This window comes from Undibacterium paludis (assembly GCF_022568815.1).
In the GTDB taxonomy this organism is placed as follows: Bacteria; Pseudomonadota; Gammaproteobacteria; order Burkholderiales; family Burkholderiaceae_D; genus Undibacterium.
In genome coordinates this window covers 448,194-462,341 of record NZ_JAKZHX010000001.1, presented here as the reverse complement: position 1 = coordinate 462,341, position 14,148 = coordinate 448,194, and the positions used below count along the sequence as shown (strand labels likewise).

Genomic DNA, 14,148 nt, shown 5'->3' with positions numbered 1-14,148 from the left:
TCGGATTAAAAATTGATCACACTTGCTGTGCCATTAAATCCTGTACGAATCGCATTTTTAAATCCGAGTGCATGTTAATAGTGGCTTGCAGATCAAATCTTCCTGTCACCAAAAAAAGACAAATATTAGGGCCTACATGACTTTGAACACTATTTTGGAAGTCACCATGGAAATTAAGCTCTACTTTCTCGATAAGCTTTATCCAGAAGCTAAGTTCGGTGACTTTACGGTGGCTGACTAGCCTATCTGGTATAAGGGTGATGGTACTACGCCTAGTTCTTTTGATTACTTCATCAATGGTACTGGGGGACGTAGATAAACCGAGATCCCTGGCAAAAAACGTCACGGTTGAATAAAGAGTGACATGACCTGATGAGCACCAGTAATGAATATGGGGGAGCAAAGCTATGACGATTAAACGCATGGACAACATCCTCATCGTGGTTGATGATCTCGAAGTTGTCAAAATCTTCTTCATCGAACTTGGTCTCAGATTGGAAGGCGAGACCACAGTTGAAGGTCCGCTGGTTGGCAAGCTGATCGACCTCAAGGATGTGCGGGCCACGCTCGTGATGCTGCGGACACCTGATGGGCAAGGCATTGAGCTTGACAAGTTTCATACGCCGGATGTAATCAGGTTCGGGCCCGTGAGTTCTCCAGTCAACACCCTGGGGCTGCGCCGTGTCATGTTCGCTGTCGAGAGTATCGATGCTGTTGTTTCACACATGCGTGTGCACGGTGCAGAGATCATTGGTGAAATGCAGTATGAGGATACGTATAAGTTGGCTTACATCCGTGGGTCGGAGGGTATCATTGTTGCGCTTGCTGAACAGTGTGGCTGGTCGCAAGTGAGACTCGATAATAAGTGCATCAACAAGCCCTCCTCGCCATCCCAGAAAAGACGGATAATACCGCCTACACGATTTTGAACATTATTTTGGAACTCCCCCATGGAAATTAAGGTTAACTTTCTCGACAAGCTTCGTCTTGAGGCCAAGTTCGATGATTTTACGGTGATAGCGGATCAGCCTATCCGTTATAAGGGGGATGGTTCTGCGCCTGGTCCTTTTGATTACTTTTTGGCTTCGTCGGCCTTGTGCGCGGCCTATTTTGTGAAGCTGTATTGCAATACGCGCAATATCCCTACTGAGAATATCCGGCTGTCGCAGAATAATATTGTTGATCCTGAAAACCGTTACGCGCAGATTTTCAAGATACAGGTGGAGTTGCCTGCGGATATTTCTGCCCGGGACCGTGAAGGTATCTTGCGCTCGATTGACCGTTGCACGGTCAAAAAAGTGGTGCAGGCGGGGCCGGAGTTTGTGATTGAAGAGGTTGAAAACCTCGATGCCGATGCGCAGGCTTTGCTGACATTGAATCCTTCTGCCGATGCGGCAACCTACATCCTGGGCAAGGATTTGCCGCTGGAGCAGACCATTGCCAATATGTCTGGCTTGCTGGCGGGGCTGGGTATCAAGATAGAGATTGCTTCGTGGCGCAACATCATCCCTAATGTGTGGTCGCTGCATATACGCGACGCGCATTCGCCCATGTGTTTTACCAATGGCAAGGGCGCGACTAAAGAGAGCGCGCTGGCTTCTGCCCTGGGGGAGTATATCGAACGTCTGAGTTGTAACCATTTTTATGCGGGTTCGTTCTGGGGCGAGGATATTGCCAATGCAGCCTTTGTGCATTACCCGGAAGAGCGCTGGTTCAAGCCTGGCAAGAAAGATGCGCTGCCTAAGGAGATACTCGATGAATATTGCCTGGAAGTTTATGACCCTGATGGTGAGCTGCGCGGCTCGCACCTGATCGATACCAATTCCGGCAATGCAGAGCGTGGTATCTGTTCGCTGCCTTATGTGCGGCAGTCAGACGGCAAGGTCGTTTACTTCCCCTCCAACCTGATAGAAAACCTGTTCGCCAGCAATGGCATGAGTGCCGGTAATACCCTGGCGGAAGCGCAGGTGCAGTGTCTGTCTGAAATCTTTGAGCGTGCCGTCAAACGTCAAATTCTGGAAGGGGAGACGGCCTTGCCGGATGTGCCGCAAGAGGTATTGGCGAAATATCCTGGCATTGTGGCTGGCATACAGGGGCTGGAAGAGCAGGGCTTCCCCGTGCTGGTGAAGGATGCTTCGCTCGGTGGTATGTACCCGGTCATGTGCGTGACGCTGATGAACCCGCGCACAGGTGGTGTGTTTGCCTCCTTCGGTGCGCACCCTAGCTTTGAGGTGGCGCTGGAGCGCAGCCTGACAGAATTGCTGCAAGGCCGCAGTTTTGAAGGCCTCAATGATCTGCCTCAGCCTACCTTTGTCAGCAATGCGGTGACTGAGCCAAATAATTTTGTTGAGCATTTCATCGATTCCAGCGGTGTAGTGTCATGGCGCTTTTTCAGTGCCAAATCGGATTTTGAATTTGTGGAATGGGATTTTTCTGGTCAGGGTGAAAACTCTAACGCTGATGAAGCCGCGACCCTGTTTGGCATACTCAGGGAAATGGGTAGCGAAGTCTATATGGCCGTGTATGATCACCTGGGGGCAACTGCCTGCCGTATTCTGGTGCCCGGTTATTCTGAAGTGTATCCCGTTGAGGATTTGATCTGGGACAACACCAACAAGGCCTTGCTGTTCCGCGAAGATATCCTGAATCTGCATAAGCTCAATGATGAGCAACTGGAAGACTTGCTTGATCGCCTTGAGAACAATGAGCTGGACGAATACAGCGACATCGCTACCCTGATCGGCATAGAGTTTGATGAGAATACGGTTTGGGGCCAGCTCACGGTTGTGGAGTTGAAGCTGCTCATCAATCTCGCCTTGCAGCAGTTTGAAGAAGCCAAAGAGCTGGTCGAAACCTTCTTGCAGTACAACGACAATACGGTTGACCGCGGCCTGTTTTATCAGGCCCTGAATGTGGTGCTGGAAGTGACGCTGGATGATGAGCTGGAGCTTGATGATTATGTCGTCAACTTCCGCCGCATGTTTGGCAATGAGCGTATGGATGCGGTGCTGGGCTCAGTTGATGGCAGCGTGCGTTTCTATGGCCTGACGCCGACGAGCATGAAACTGGAAGGGCTGGACAGGCATGCACGTCTGATTGACAGTTACAGGAAATTGCATGTGGCGCGGAGTAAGGCTGTGGCCAGTTAAGTTGATGTTTAAATTCCTTCCCCTTCAAGGGGAAGGAATTCCCCTCAACACTTATAATTTATAGCTAGCCCGCAGATAGAACGAACGGCCTATTGGGTCTGCAAATCGTGGGTCATAGCCGGTTTGCGCATTCGGCGCCTGGTTCGAGAACGGCGGGTTGGTGTTGAGCAGGTTCTTGATGCCTGCCGACAGTGTCAGGTTCTTGAAGCCAGTATAACTGCCTGCCAGGGTCCAGATGGAATTGGCTGACACATTGCGCTTGAACTTGTCTTCCACCAGGTTTTGATCGGTATAACCGCCAGAGTAACGCTGTGACAAGGTCGCAGACCATGGACCCTGCGACCAGCGTATGGCGGCATTGTGGCGCCAGCGCACCACCCCGTTATAGACACCGATGTTGTCAGGCGTGTCGCCATCTATGGTCGTATACGTATCCTTCAACACATAAGAGCCATTGAACCAGCCATCGATAGTGCCGAAGGAAAAGGCCGGCAGACGCCATTGCGCTGTCATATCGATGACCTGCGTCGTGACTTCGCCCGAATTGCCCAGCGATGACACATTGATATAGTCCAGCGCCGTGCCGGCAGCATTGTAGTGAAAGCGATCACGGTACTTGTCGAAGTCGTTCATGATGATCTGCTCGTACAGCACTTCGCCGATTTGATCACGTATCGAGATATTGGCATAGTCCAGTGATACCGTCAGTATTGAATTGGGTTCAACTACCATGCCCAGCGAGTAGGACTTGGCACGCTCTGGCTTGAGATCGCGGTTGCCGCCCACATGGGTTGGCAAATTCATGTTGCAGGAGATATTGGGGTTCACACCAGCTTTAGGTACGCCGCCGGGACACAGCAAGGGGTCGTTATATTGTGTCGAAGTCAGGCTGCTGACGATGGGGCCGTTCAGCTCATACAGCGTGGGTGCACGGAAGCCGGTATTGAAGGAGCCGCGCAACAGCCACCGCTTGACGGGTTGATAGCGAAAGCCGATTTTGGGATTGAAGCTGTTGCCGGCATCGCTGTAACGGTCATAACGTGCAGCTACCTGCGTTTCAAGTTCACGGGTGACGGGAATATTGACTTCTGCAAAGACCGCAGAAAGATTGCGTGACCCGCTGTTGTCCTTGGCTGATACCAGGCCGCTGGCACGCGATATCATCATCTGGTCCAGCGGGCCGCGCTTGATGATGAATTCTGAAGTTTCGCGCCGACCCTCTGCCCCTATGGAAAAGCCCAGTGGCCCGGCGGGTAATTGCATCAGGTCACGTGTTGCACGCATGTCAAAACCGGTATTGCGGGCAGTCGCCGCAACGACCTGGCCGCGCACCTGTGAGCTGGCCAGCAGGCTGGCGCCGGTCGCATCCTGCGGGCCAAACGGATTCAGTACGCCGCTGTTGATACCGTTCTGTATCGCCACGTCGTTCAGGTAGCCTGCTGTCAAATCCTCGGTTACCCTGGTGCGTGCGGTGGTGATGCTGCCGTTGAGTTCCCATCCAGCCACCGTGCCTGACAAGGACGCCACCAGGCGGTCAGAGATACCGAGATTGGTCGCTTCACGGCGGCCACCTTCGACCGTACGCCAGCTGATCGTCAGGTCTTCACCGGTCAGGCCAGCCACGGCCGGTGTGCCACCTGTGCCGCCCGGGTACCATTTGCTGCTGGAGTGCATGATCAGGCCCGTCATCGGTGGCGGTGCAATACGGTTGATATTGGTGCTTTCGCTATGCAGCAGCTCCAGTCCGGCAAGGCCATCTGCACCGATTTTCAGAGAGGCCTTGCCGAGAAAACTGCTCTGTCTGGTTTCTGGAATATCGTCGACAAAGCGTGCATAGTCTTCGCGGCAGGTCTGGTTGCTTGTACTCTTGATGGCGTCGGGCAGCAGGCAGCCGGATGCAAAGCTGGGGTTGCCGGTGATGCCTGCGGAGGAAAAGAAATTGGCCGGGAAGGTCGTGCCGCTGGTCTTGCTGATGCCCTTGTCGGGCAGGATACCGGTCGCCGAAAACGCGCGTTCTGTCGCCATCAGCCTGGATTGTTCATGATGATCGATGGCGCCAAAAATATTGTAGCCATCTTTATCGAGATCACCAAAGCCAGTGGTGAGGCTGAAACGTTTTTCCCTGGCGCCGCTCTGCTGCGGCGTGACCGCTTCCAGCGTGACGGTGGTGTCCTTGACCGAGCGTTTGGTGATGAAGTTGATGACACCGGCAATGGCGTCGGTGCCATAGATATGTGAGGCGCCGTCGCGCAGGACTTCTATCCTGTCGATGGCGGCAAAAGGGATGCTGTACAGATCAGCACTGCTGCCGTCATAGGGGTGGTTGGGCAGGCGGTGGCCATCCAGCAGTATCAGGGTGCGCCCGTCGCCCAGGCCGCGCAGGTTGGCAGAGGATTTGCCGCCGGTTTCCGCGCCGACATTGCCTGCCGCCACGGTGGTTTGCTGGTTCATGGATAGTGAGGTCATCGCCTCTTCTATCGTTGTCATTCCCTTTTTAATCAATTCATCGGCCTTGATGACCGTCACGGGGAGTGCGGTCTCGGCGTCAATGCGCTTGATGGACGATCCCGTGATCGTAACGCGTTCCACTTTTTCCACTTCTTTTGTCTTGTCGGCTTCCTGGGCTGATGCGCCTATGGTCATGCCGCCCAACAGCAGAATTGCACTGCCATAACTCATGCTTTTGTTAATCACCACGTCTCCAATCTTCTTGCTATTTGAGTGAATCACCGGCACTGATGGGTGTGCCGGGATATCGCTGCGCTGATGAAGACGATGCTTGTGCTAATGAGGTTTGCGGGGGCAGATTGGGGTGCGTCTGAACGCTCCTTTCTGCTCGCGCCTGTTCTGTTTGCCTATTGGAGGCAAGGCTCAAACATCCATCAGACATCGATCACGCAGATACGATGGAGTCGAGTATTACCCTGGGAAAAGCTCGCTGCTTCACATTTCTTGCTGAAGTTGGCGAAACCTGCTCAGAAAAGTGATGGTTGATTTATTGACTGGCTCATTTCATTGATTGCTCATTGACTGCTGTACCGCAGCCGTAACAGCTTGTGCCCGTTGCATGAAATATTCTGGCCCCATTACGCCGCCGCTCTGCTCCTGGAAAAAGCGGATCATGAAGCCACGTTTGGCAGCCAGGGCCATGTCATCTGCCGACCATTGCAGTACGCGGCGGGCGTAGCCCGGCGTCATCATCCAGCCGAACATTTCTGCCTTATCTTCTTCCGGGCCATAGAATGCATAGCGGCTCACCATGGCGGCAGCAGGATGCCCCAGGTTGACAAAGCCTGTGCCATAGGCCGCTGCACCGCCACTGCCATAGGACACAGCCGCCGGGTTCAGTGACAACCAGAGCGGATCGCGATAATAAAAGTCGCCGAATGTGCGGTGTTCGATAAAGTGGTAGAACTCGTGATGTGTGCGCAACTCCATACCTGCCAGGCAGATGTTTTCATCGTTGTCGGCATAGACAAGGCTGGCTGTGTCTGGCGCCGGCATGGCTTTTCGCCGCTGGCCGGCCACAGTGAGGTTCTTGACCAGGGCGATATGGCTCAAGCGCATGCGCTCGAACAGGACCACCGGATAACGTTCCAGCGCCGGCAGCACGACACTGAGCAGGCGTTGCAGGCGCAGGCGGTCGGCTTCACTGTCGACGAAGGCTTCGCCTTCGGGAACGCTCCATGTTGCTGTCAAATGCAGGGCTGCCAGACGGGTTTCACTCACGCTTTTCAGCTCAGCCAGTGTCGCACCCGGCGAGGCTATTGCGGCATAGCGGACTTCGGCAGGGCATTCGGCGCGTAAGCTGTCGGTTTCGGGCTGGCTGGATTTGTCTGCGGTAGCTGTTAAGGACGCGCAGCCGGAAAGGGAAATCAGGGCTGCCGCAGCATGGAGGCACAAGACGGCGCGTAATGCTTGCGCAGCAATATACTGAATTGGCAAACGACGGTGCATGGGGATCATCCTTTTTTCAGGCTGGATTGGCAGGGCGGGCCACGCCGCGAGTGTGGCAGGGAAATGGCTGGCGCGATCATACAAGAACACCTGTCCGAGTGTACAGCATGCCGTATTTTGCGGGATCGATGCCGCCATGGCACTGCAAATCCTGCCAAAATTGCAAAATCCTGTTGTGATCAATGCCAGTGAATGCCACTCAGGCACAGTTGTGGCGATTGCGCCTGAAGATGGCCGGTGGCAAGCCGTAGCGCATGGCAAATGCGCGCGAAAAGTGGCTGACATTATTGAAGCCCAGGGAAACAGCGATATCGATGATGCGGGCATCACCTTCCAGCAGGGCCAGGCTGGCGCGCTCAAGGCGCAATTTCATCACATACTGATGAGGCGGCAAGCCTACCGCTTTGCGGAACTCGCGGGAGAAATGTGATTCGCTCATTGCGCAGGAGTCGGCCAGGGCGGCAATCGATACGTCTTCGGCCACACATTCTGAAATATGGGCAAGCACTTTTTGCAGCCGTGTGCCGCAAAGGCTGCTTGGCTTTTGTCCGGGGACGGATTGCGAATAATTCTCCAGCAGGTAGCTTGCCAGGGCGGTGATCATGCTGTCGCAGAACTGCTGTGCGAGGGACCCGGCAAGTAGCTGGGCATTGAGCAGCTTCCCGACCAGGTCCAGCACCACGCGGTCTGGCGTGTACGAGGTGTCGGCCAGCAAGGACGGGGTTTCGGCATCGCGCAAGCGCCCCAGTGTGTTGATGGTGGCCGTGGGAATGAAGATATTGACGATGTCGCAGCTGCTCATGCGCCGCCAGCGCCCTTGTGAACCAGGCGGGCAGATACGAAAACGGTTTGCCCCTATCATGCCGCCGCAGACCGGGCTTTCGCCATTCCAGATCTGTGACTCCAGGGGCTCCAGCAAGACGGCAATACGATAATTGTCTGCATGTGTACCGATGGTCTGTATCGTCGTATCCGGCTTGTCGGAAGACCAGCGTACGATGGATGCCCTGGACAGGGGCAGAGGCCCTGTGCAGTGACGCAAGGGGCCAGTGACGCCGCCACGCCGAAACCAGTCGACCAGACCTTCGGGACTATCAAGAGTTGGTTCGGACATGTTGAAATCCTCCCAGGTATCAATGGCGGCAAGGCTGATCATTTCGACAGCACTCGATGAAGAAATTGGCATGCTGCGGGCTGCCTTGGCCTTCATTGGCTCTTTGCCATTTCCCCATGAGCTGGACCAGTATTGCAGAAGTATTGTCGCGCGGTCTTGATGATTCCCGATAGTTGGCATGCCGAAATCAGCACAATGGCATGCCAGGTGGCAATGATCAGGTGATTGTGCCGATTTCAAACAAACAGGCAGGCACAAACATCAAGCCATTTTTTATGTCCGGTGGTTAACTTTGCCGCATTTGGCTGCGGGCAAGTGATCTGCTCTTGCCATCACGTAACTACATTACGCAACTTTCAGGAAAATAATTCAATGACTATAGAAGCTGCTCTCGGTGCACTTGCCAGTTTGCGCTTTGCTTCCGACCTCTGTTTCAACCGTGATGGCGATGCCGTGTTCGCCGCCATTCGAAACGCAACGAGTGAAGCAGGGTCGCCAAACCCAAGCCGTATCTGGCGCTTCGATGCGGCTGGCGCGCGGCAACTCAGCGATGGCCCGCAGGCAGACATACTTGTCCGGCCATCACCTTGCGACGACAGGCTTGTCTTTGCTTCGGATCGTGACTGTCCGGGGAAGTTTGCACTTTTCCTGCTGGATGCTTTCGGTCAAGCACATGGTGTGGGCCAGATCCCCGGTACGATTGAGGATATACGCTGGTCTGCAGATGGCGAATCCATCGTTGTGCTTGCTGCTGACCGTGGCCTGAGCGGAGGTGCAACACATGCCGCCACCAGGATCTGGTGGGGTGATGCACAAGAACCAGAAATGACACCAGACCTTACGATACGTCGCCGGCTGTTCCGGATTTGGCTTGCCTCTGGTATGACTGAAGAAGTCGGGCCGCGCGAACATAGCGTATGGGAATTTGACCTGCTACCCGATGGCGCAGTCGCCATCGCATCGCACGATGCCAGCGAGCGGGGCTGGCATCGTGCGCAACTGATCCGTGTCGACTTCGATAGTCGCGTAGTGACGGTGTTGCATACACCAGCCTGGCAATTGCAGGGCCTGGCCGTCAGCCCTGACGGCGGCAAGCTCGCTTTTGTGGAGGCATGGGCCAGCGACCATGGCCTCGTCGCCGGTGATTTGAGCATGCTTGATCTTGTGACCGGGGCAGTGTCAGTCCCTGGCCGTGACCGGCAATCCAACCTGACCTGTATTCAATGGCTGAGCAGCAGCCGGCTGTGGTTTAGCGGCTGGGATAGGCTGGGCACCGTGTTTGGTGTGATGTCGCTCGATGGCCAGATAGAGTGGCAACAACGGGAAGATGCCGCTCTTGGCGAAAGCGGGTATACGGCCAGGGTTGCCGTATCGGCCGACGGCAAGATGATGGCGACCGTGCGTGAGTCAACAGGCACACCGCCGGAAATCTGCTGGAAGCGATTGCATGATCTGGAGTGGACGCGCATCAGTGAGCTGAATCAGCATGTCGTTTCCTTGCTCTCCGGTTATCCGGAAGTGCGTCATTTAACATGGCATGGCAAGGACGGCCTCGTACTTGAGGGTTTGCTTTTGTTGCCGCACCATCGCAGCCCGTCGCCATTGCCGATGATCGTCGATATCCATGGCGGCCCCAGCTATGCAAGCAAATACAGTTTTAACCCCGGTAATGCCTTACCGTATGCATTGGCTGGTTTTGCTGTTTTCCTGCCCAATTATCGCGGTAATACCGGTTGGGGGCAGGATTTTGCCCGCATGAATCTTGGTGATCCCGCAGGTGCTGAATTTGATGACATCCTGGCTGGCATCGATCACTGTGTCGCCCTCGGGTTTGCCGACGGCGAACGGCTGGGCGTCACCGGCAGCAGTTATGGCGGCTATCTGACCAATTGGGCGGTAGCGACTACCAAACGCTTCAAGGCAGCCGTGTCTGTATCGTCTATTTCCAGCCATGTCAGCTGTCATTATGCCTGCGACCATGATTTTCATGCCTTCATCAATGGCGGACCATTGACGGAGCTTGCCAATATGCGTATCGCTGTTGAACGCTCGCCACTGCTGCAGTTGCATGATCCGGTGACCCCTACCTTATTCATCCACGGCCGTGATGATCGCTGCACGCCGGTCATTGAGGCGCAGCAATTTTACGCAGCCTTGCGCGAACGTGGTGTTACTTCGGAGTTGGCGATTTATCCGCGTGAAGGCCATGGCAGTTTTCGCGAACGGGCGCACCGGATAGACAGCTGGTTGCGTCGTATTGCGTGGTTTGAAAAGTATATGAAATCAGATGAGGTCGTGGTATGAGCAGGATTTTTCAAACAGTGAAACACATACTGGTGTTGTGGCTGTGTTTGTCGTCGGTAGCATTTGCACAATCGGGTTTGCATGTGAAACTGGATCACGCCATATTCCAGGGATTGACCGGCATCAGTTTGCGCAGCAGTGTGCCACTGACCGGCATAGCCGCTGCTGATATTCTGGTCACGCGCCCTGACGGTCTGGTCGTTGCTGCAAACGATATTCTTGACGTCAAGAGCAAAGGCGATGAACTGTTGATCTTGCTCAGTACCTCAGTTTTTGCCCGCACCGGTTCTGAGGGAACTACTGTGGCAACCCGCGCATTTGGACAATTCAAGGCAAGCCAACCTGTCTTGGTACACAGAAAAGGTGAGCCTGCGGAGAACGGTCACCTGATCGGTACCAGCGGCTGGACGGATGAAGGCTGGAATACCATCGTCAGCGATCCATCCTATGTTGATACGCTGACCGGGCAACGTGGCCTGTACCGTTTCAGCGATACGACGCCGGATCGTGATCTTGCCGGTCGCCCGCTTGCAAAAAGAGGCAGTATCACAAGCCAGCCATCCTCGCGTACCAAAACAATGCTGGTGCTGTTCGTGGAATTCCCTGACCGCAAAGCGGCCGACGCAGAAGCACAGTATCGCCAGTTCAGTCAGTTTGCACCCTACCTCAATTATTTGCAGCCCGCAGCCGCCTGGTTCAATACTTCGTCATACGGGCAGTTGCAGCTTAAACTGGTCGCGCCGCAGCATCATCGCAAACTGGACTGGCTGATGTTGGGCAAGAAGGCAAAGGATTACAAATGGGGAGGCAGTGCAGAAGACACCGGCGACATGTTCCACTACTGCCACGAGGTTGCACAGCTTGCCTATGATCGTTACGGCATACGTGTTGATGCCTACGACCTGCTGCTGATCATACCCGCGCAAGGCAAGTCAGGACTGCCGAATGGTCCGGCAACGATCAATGATCAGTATATGGGCCAGGCAGAAGTACCTTCGCGTGTAGTGCTGGTCGACAGCGATGGCAAAGCACACACTCTGGACACCTTCGTCACTGCCGGGAATGACCTGTTCCGGTGGGGATATCGCTGGCTGATCCATGAGACTGGTCACACCTTCGGCCTGCCAGACTTATACATGTACCAGCCCAAAATCAAAGACGAGGAGGTCGACAGATTCTTCTATGTTGGAGGCTGGGACATGATGGGCAATATCGGTGGGCAATCCAATGACTTTCTTGCCTGGCATAAATGGAAAATGCACTGGATACGCGATGACCAGGTTGATGTCGTCAGCCAGTCCAGCGAACAGCCCAGCCATCATGTCATCAGCCCGGTTGAAACACCGGGTGGCAGCAAGATGGTGGTGATACGCACTGGCTTGTCCAGCGCTTATGTTGCTGAATTCCGTACCGGGCAAGGCGTTAACAGTGACGACCAGCGGGTAAAACATGCAGGCGTGTTGTTGTATCGTGTTGATACCACCTTGCCGGAAAGCGGCGATAAACCTGTACTGCAGATCATTTCCAGGCAGTATTACCATCGCCCCGACGTGGGTGGGGAAAGAAACCTGACGGGTGTCTGGCGCCCTGTCGACAAAAGCCTGGATGGTTACGGACCAGGCGCCACCTGGCAGGCCGGTGATGTCTTTTCTGACCCGGCAACGGGAGTAACAATCCGGATAGCTCGTGTCGGGAACAACACTGAGGCATCGAAAGCAGGCGACAGCTACACGGAAGATGACACGGCATCCATTAGCATCATCAAGCGTGGCAGTGCACCGCTGGCCCGGAGAATCACACTGGCAAATGCGCGTTTGTACAAGCTGAGTCATTTGCATTTTACGACTGACATAGAGTCAATGACGGGTGAAGAAAACTGGTTCATCCGCCAGCGTAGCCGCTTGAGCAAGGGAGATGTGTTGCTCAAACGGGCCGATGGGAAAGTCATCCCTGCCGATCATATCAAGTCATTGCAGATCAAGGGGCCGGATGTGGACATTGAACTTAAACCAGGGACTTTTGCCAATGGGCAGGCAGCTCGTGGATTACAACTGGCGACCCGGGCCTATTTCAACATCGGTGCTTCTGGCAGCATACCTGTGCGCCTGGGGTTGAGATGACGCAATGCCCTGCATCGAATTTATGCTGCTCGCTGACGCCTGGGTTTTGACTTCTTCGCAGCGCTACTGCCGGAAGAACCAAGACTGCTGATGTAAGCACAAAACATGTCTGCCAGCGCCGTGGAATAGGCTTTGATCTCTGCCGCTGATCGCGGACTCGCCGAAAAATCATGACCGACCACGCCCAGCGTAGTGAGCACCAGATCGCCGGCCAGCGCCCTTGCTGCGTCGGATGCATCAGGGGCTGCTTCACGCATGAAGCCTTCCATGGTCAGGGTCACTGAGGCCTTGGCTTCCCGCGCTTCTGGTGCGTCGCGGTACAGCGGTGCCGCATCATTGAGTGCCACACGCATGTCAGCTTCTTCACACTCTGATTTGATGAAGGTATGCACCAGCACACGCAAGCGCTCCAGCGGCGGCTTCTTGTGGTCTTCGAGTATGCGGCTGAGTGTTTCGGCCGTCCTGCGCCATTCTTCTGTCTGCAGCCTGAACAGGATTGCAGCCTTGTTCGGGAAGTATTGATAAACCGAACCCACGCTGACACCTGCCCTCTCTGCAACGCGCGCCGTGGTGAAGCGGGCAGCGCCTTCTTTTGCCAAAACCTGAATAGCTGCTTCGAGTATGGCGGCGACGAGCCCGCTGGAACGTGCCTGCTGAGGTAGCTTTCTAGAGGAGATTTGGGGTGGTTTGCGTGCGCTCATGATGGTCTGAAAGCCTGTCCAGGAATGCGAATAGAAAATGCGACTAATCAGTCGTATTATAGCAGCGCGTCTTGTAAAAACGCGACGAATTATTCGCATTACCTTTTGAGCATCAGGCTCTTACCACACTTTATCAATGATCATGAATACATTAAATACACCCCCTCTGGCGCCATTGTTGGCCCGTCTTTTTGAACAGGCTGCTGCGACGACAAGTCCGCTACTGGCGACGATTCCCCGCGACGAGCAGGAACGTCTCATGCGCAGCAAGACTGAATATCTGGATTTGTACGGGCGCCTCAAAGACCTCTGGCTGCCTGTGTCCCCGGAAACAGGGAAACTGCTCTACATGCTGGCCAGGAACGCCAATGTCCGCACCGCTGTTGAGTTTGGCACCTCCTTTGGTATTTCGACGCTATACATCGCCGCTGCCTTGCGTGATAACGGCGGTGGTTATCTGATTACCAGCGAGTTCGAACCCTCCAAGGTCGCCCGTGCAAAGGCGCACCTGGCCGAAGGTGGCTTGATCGACCTGGTGGAGTTCCGGGAAGGCGATGCCCTCAAGACGCTGGCCGTCGATCTTCCTGAATCGATTGACCTGTTACTGCTGGACGGCGCGAAGGCACTGTATGGTGACGTACTTGATCTGATCGAACCCTATTTGCGGCCAGGGGCGCTGATAGTTGCCGACAACGTCGACTATTGCCCTCAATACCTGGAGCGTATCCGTTCTTCCAGTGGTGGTTATATGTCCATGCCATACGGTGACGACGTCGAACTCTCCATTCGTTTATCCTGAAGAA

At 54.7% G+C, this 14,148-nt stretch carries 10 protein-coding genes and 1 pseudogene; 6 read left to right on the top strand and 5 right to left on the bottom strand.

Annotation, left to right across the window (positions count from 1 at the left end):
- Positions 1-16 precede the first annotated feature (16 nt).
- Positions 17-424: a hypothetical protein gene (locus tag LZ463_RS02150; protein WP_241453381.1), complete on the bottom strand. Its 408-nt coding sequence runs from the start codon at positions 422-424 to the stop codon at positions 17-19.
- Here LZ463_RS02150 and LZ463_RS02145 point away from each other — a divergent pair.
- Positions 408-839: pseudogene (locus tag LZ463_RS02145) on the top strand (VOC family protein); the annotation flags it as partial. The gene LZ463_RS02150 and the pseudogene LZ463_RS02145 overlap by 17 nt on opposite strands.
- Before the next feature lie 111 nt (positions 840-950).
- A complete protein-coding gene (locus tag LZ463_RS02140; RefSeq protein ID WP_241453378.1) occupies positions 951-3,149 on the top strand; it encodes an OsmC domain/YcaO domain-containing protein in 2,199 nt (732 codons plus the stop codon).
- Positions 3,150-3,200: 51 nt separating this feature from the next.
- Here the strand turns inward: LZ463_RS02140 and LZ463_RS02135 are convergent, their stop codons facing one another.
- The 3 genes from LZ463_RS02135 to LZ463_RS02125 form a co-directional block, all read right to left on the bottom strand.
- A complete protein-coding gene (locus LZ463_RS02135; RefSeq protein ID WP_241453377.1) occupies positions 3,201-5,843 on the bottom strand; it encodes a TonB-dependent receptor plug domain-containing protein in 2,643 nt (880 codons plus the stop codon).
- Between the two features lie 318 nt (positions 5,844-6,161).
- Positions 6,162-7,244, bottom strand: a complete 1,083-nt coding sequence (locus LZ463_RS02130; RefSeq protein WP_241453375.1) for a hypothetical protein — start codon at positions 7,242-7,244, stop codon at positions 6,162-6,164.
- Between the two features lie 61 nt (positions 7,245-7,305).
- Positions 7,306-8,220 (bottom strand): helix-turn-helix domain-containing protein, encoded by a 915-nt coding sequence (locus LZ463_RS02125; protein WP_241453374.1) that lies wholly within the window; start codon positions 8,218-8,220, stop codon positions 7,306-7,308.
- On the opposite strand from LZ463_RS02125, the gene LZ463_RS02120 reads away from it, so the two are divergent.
- From LZ463_RS02120 to LZ463_RS02110, 3 genes are all read left to right on the top strand, one after another.
- Entirely contained in the window at positions 8,219-8,380 is a 162-nt protein-coding gene (locus LZ463_RS02120; RefSeq protein WP_241453373.1) for a hypothetical protein, read from the top strand. The two genes, LZ463_RS02125 and LZ463_RS02120, sit on opposite strands and share 2 nt — an antisense overlap.
- A gap of 212 nt (positions 8,381-8,592) precedes the next feature.
- The gene (locus LZ463_RS02115; RefSeq protein WP_241453372.1) at positions 8,593-10,524 is read left to right on the top strand and encodes a S9 family peptidase; all 1,932 of its coding nucleotides are present in this window, start codon (positions 8,593-8,595) and stop codon (positions 10,522-10,524) included.
- Positions 10,521-12,644: a metallopeptidase domain-containing protein gene (locus LZ463_RS02110; RefSeq protein WP_241453371.1), complete on the top strand. Its 2,124-nt coding sequence runs from the start codon at positions 10,521-10,523 to the stop codon at positions 12,642-12,644. Before LZ463_RS02115 ends, LZ463_RS02110 begins: the two co-directional genes overlap by 4 nt.
- 20 nt (positions 12,645-12,664) lie before the next feature.
- Here the strand turns inward: LZ463_RS02110 and LZ463_RS02105 are convergent, their stop codons facing one another.
- Positions 12,665-13,345 carry a TetR/AcrR family transcriptional regulator gene (locus tag LZ463_RS02105; RefSeq protein ID WP_241453370.1) on the bottom strand — a complete coding sequence of 227 codons (681 nt, stop codon included), beginning with the start codon at positions 13,343-13,345 and terminating at the stop codon, positions 12,665-12,667.
- Between the two features lie 142 nt (positions 13,346-13,487).
- Between LZ463_RS02105 and LZ463_RS02100 the strand changes: the two genes are divergently transcribed.
- Positions 13,488-14,144, top strand: coding sequence for an O-methyltransferase (locus LZ463_RS02100; RefSeq protein ID WP_241453369.1), 657 nt, complete (start codon positions 13,488-13,490; stop codon positions 14,142-14,144).
- Positions 14,145-14,148 lie beyond the last annotated feature (4 nt).

Coding starts and splice junctions, on each gene's coding strand:
- LZ463_RS02125 (WP_241453374.1), bottom strand. CDS start 8,220: ATGTCCGAACCAACTCTTGATAGTCCCGAAGGTCTGGTCGACTGGTTT.
- LZ463_RS02115 (WP_241453372.1), top strand. CDS start 8,593: ATGACTATAGAAGCTGCTCTCGGTGCACTTGCCAGTTTGCGCTTTGCT.
- LZ463_RS02105 (WP_241453370.1), bottom strand. CDS start 13,345: ATGAGCGCACGCAAACCACCCCAAATCTCCTCTAGAAAGCTACCTCAG.
- LZ463_RS02120 (WP_241453373.1), top strand. CDS start 8,219: ATGTTGAAATCCTCCCAGGTATCAATGGCGGCAAGGCTGATCATTTCG.
- LZ463_RS02130 (WP_241453375.1), bottom strand. CDS start 7,244: ATGGCGGCATCGATCCCGCAAAATACGGCATGCTGTACACTCGGACAG.
- LZ463_RS02100 (WP_241453369.1), top strand. CDS start 13,488: ATGAATACATTAAATACACCCCCTCTGGCGCCATTGTTGGCCCGTCTT.
- LZ463_RS02150 (WP_241453381.1), bottom strand. CDS start 424: ATGCGTTTAATCGTCATAGCTTTGCTCCCCCATATTCATTACTGGTGC.
- LZ463_RS02110 (WP_241453371.1), top strand. CDS start 10,521: ATGAGCAGGATTTTTCAAACAGTGAAACACATACTGGTGTTGTGGCTG.
- LZ463_RS02140 (WP_241453378.1), top strand. CDS start 951: ATGGAAATTAAGGTTAACTTTCTCGACAAGCTTCGTCTTGAGGCCAAG.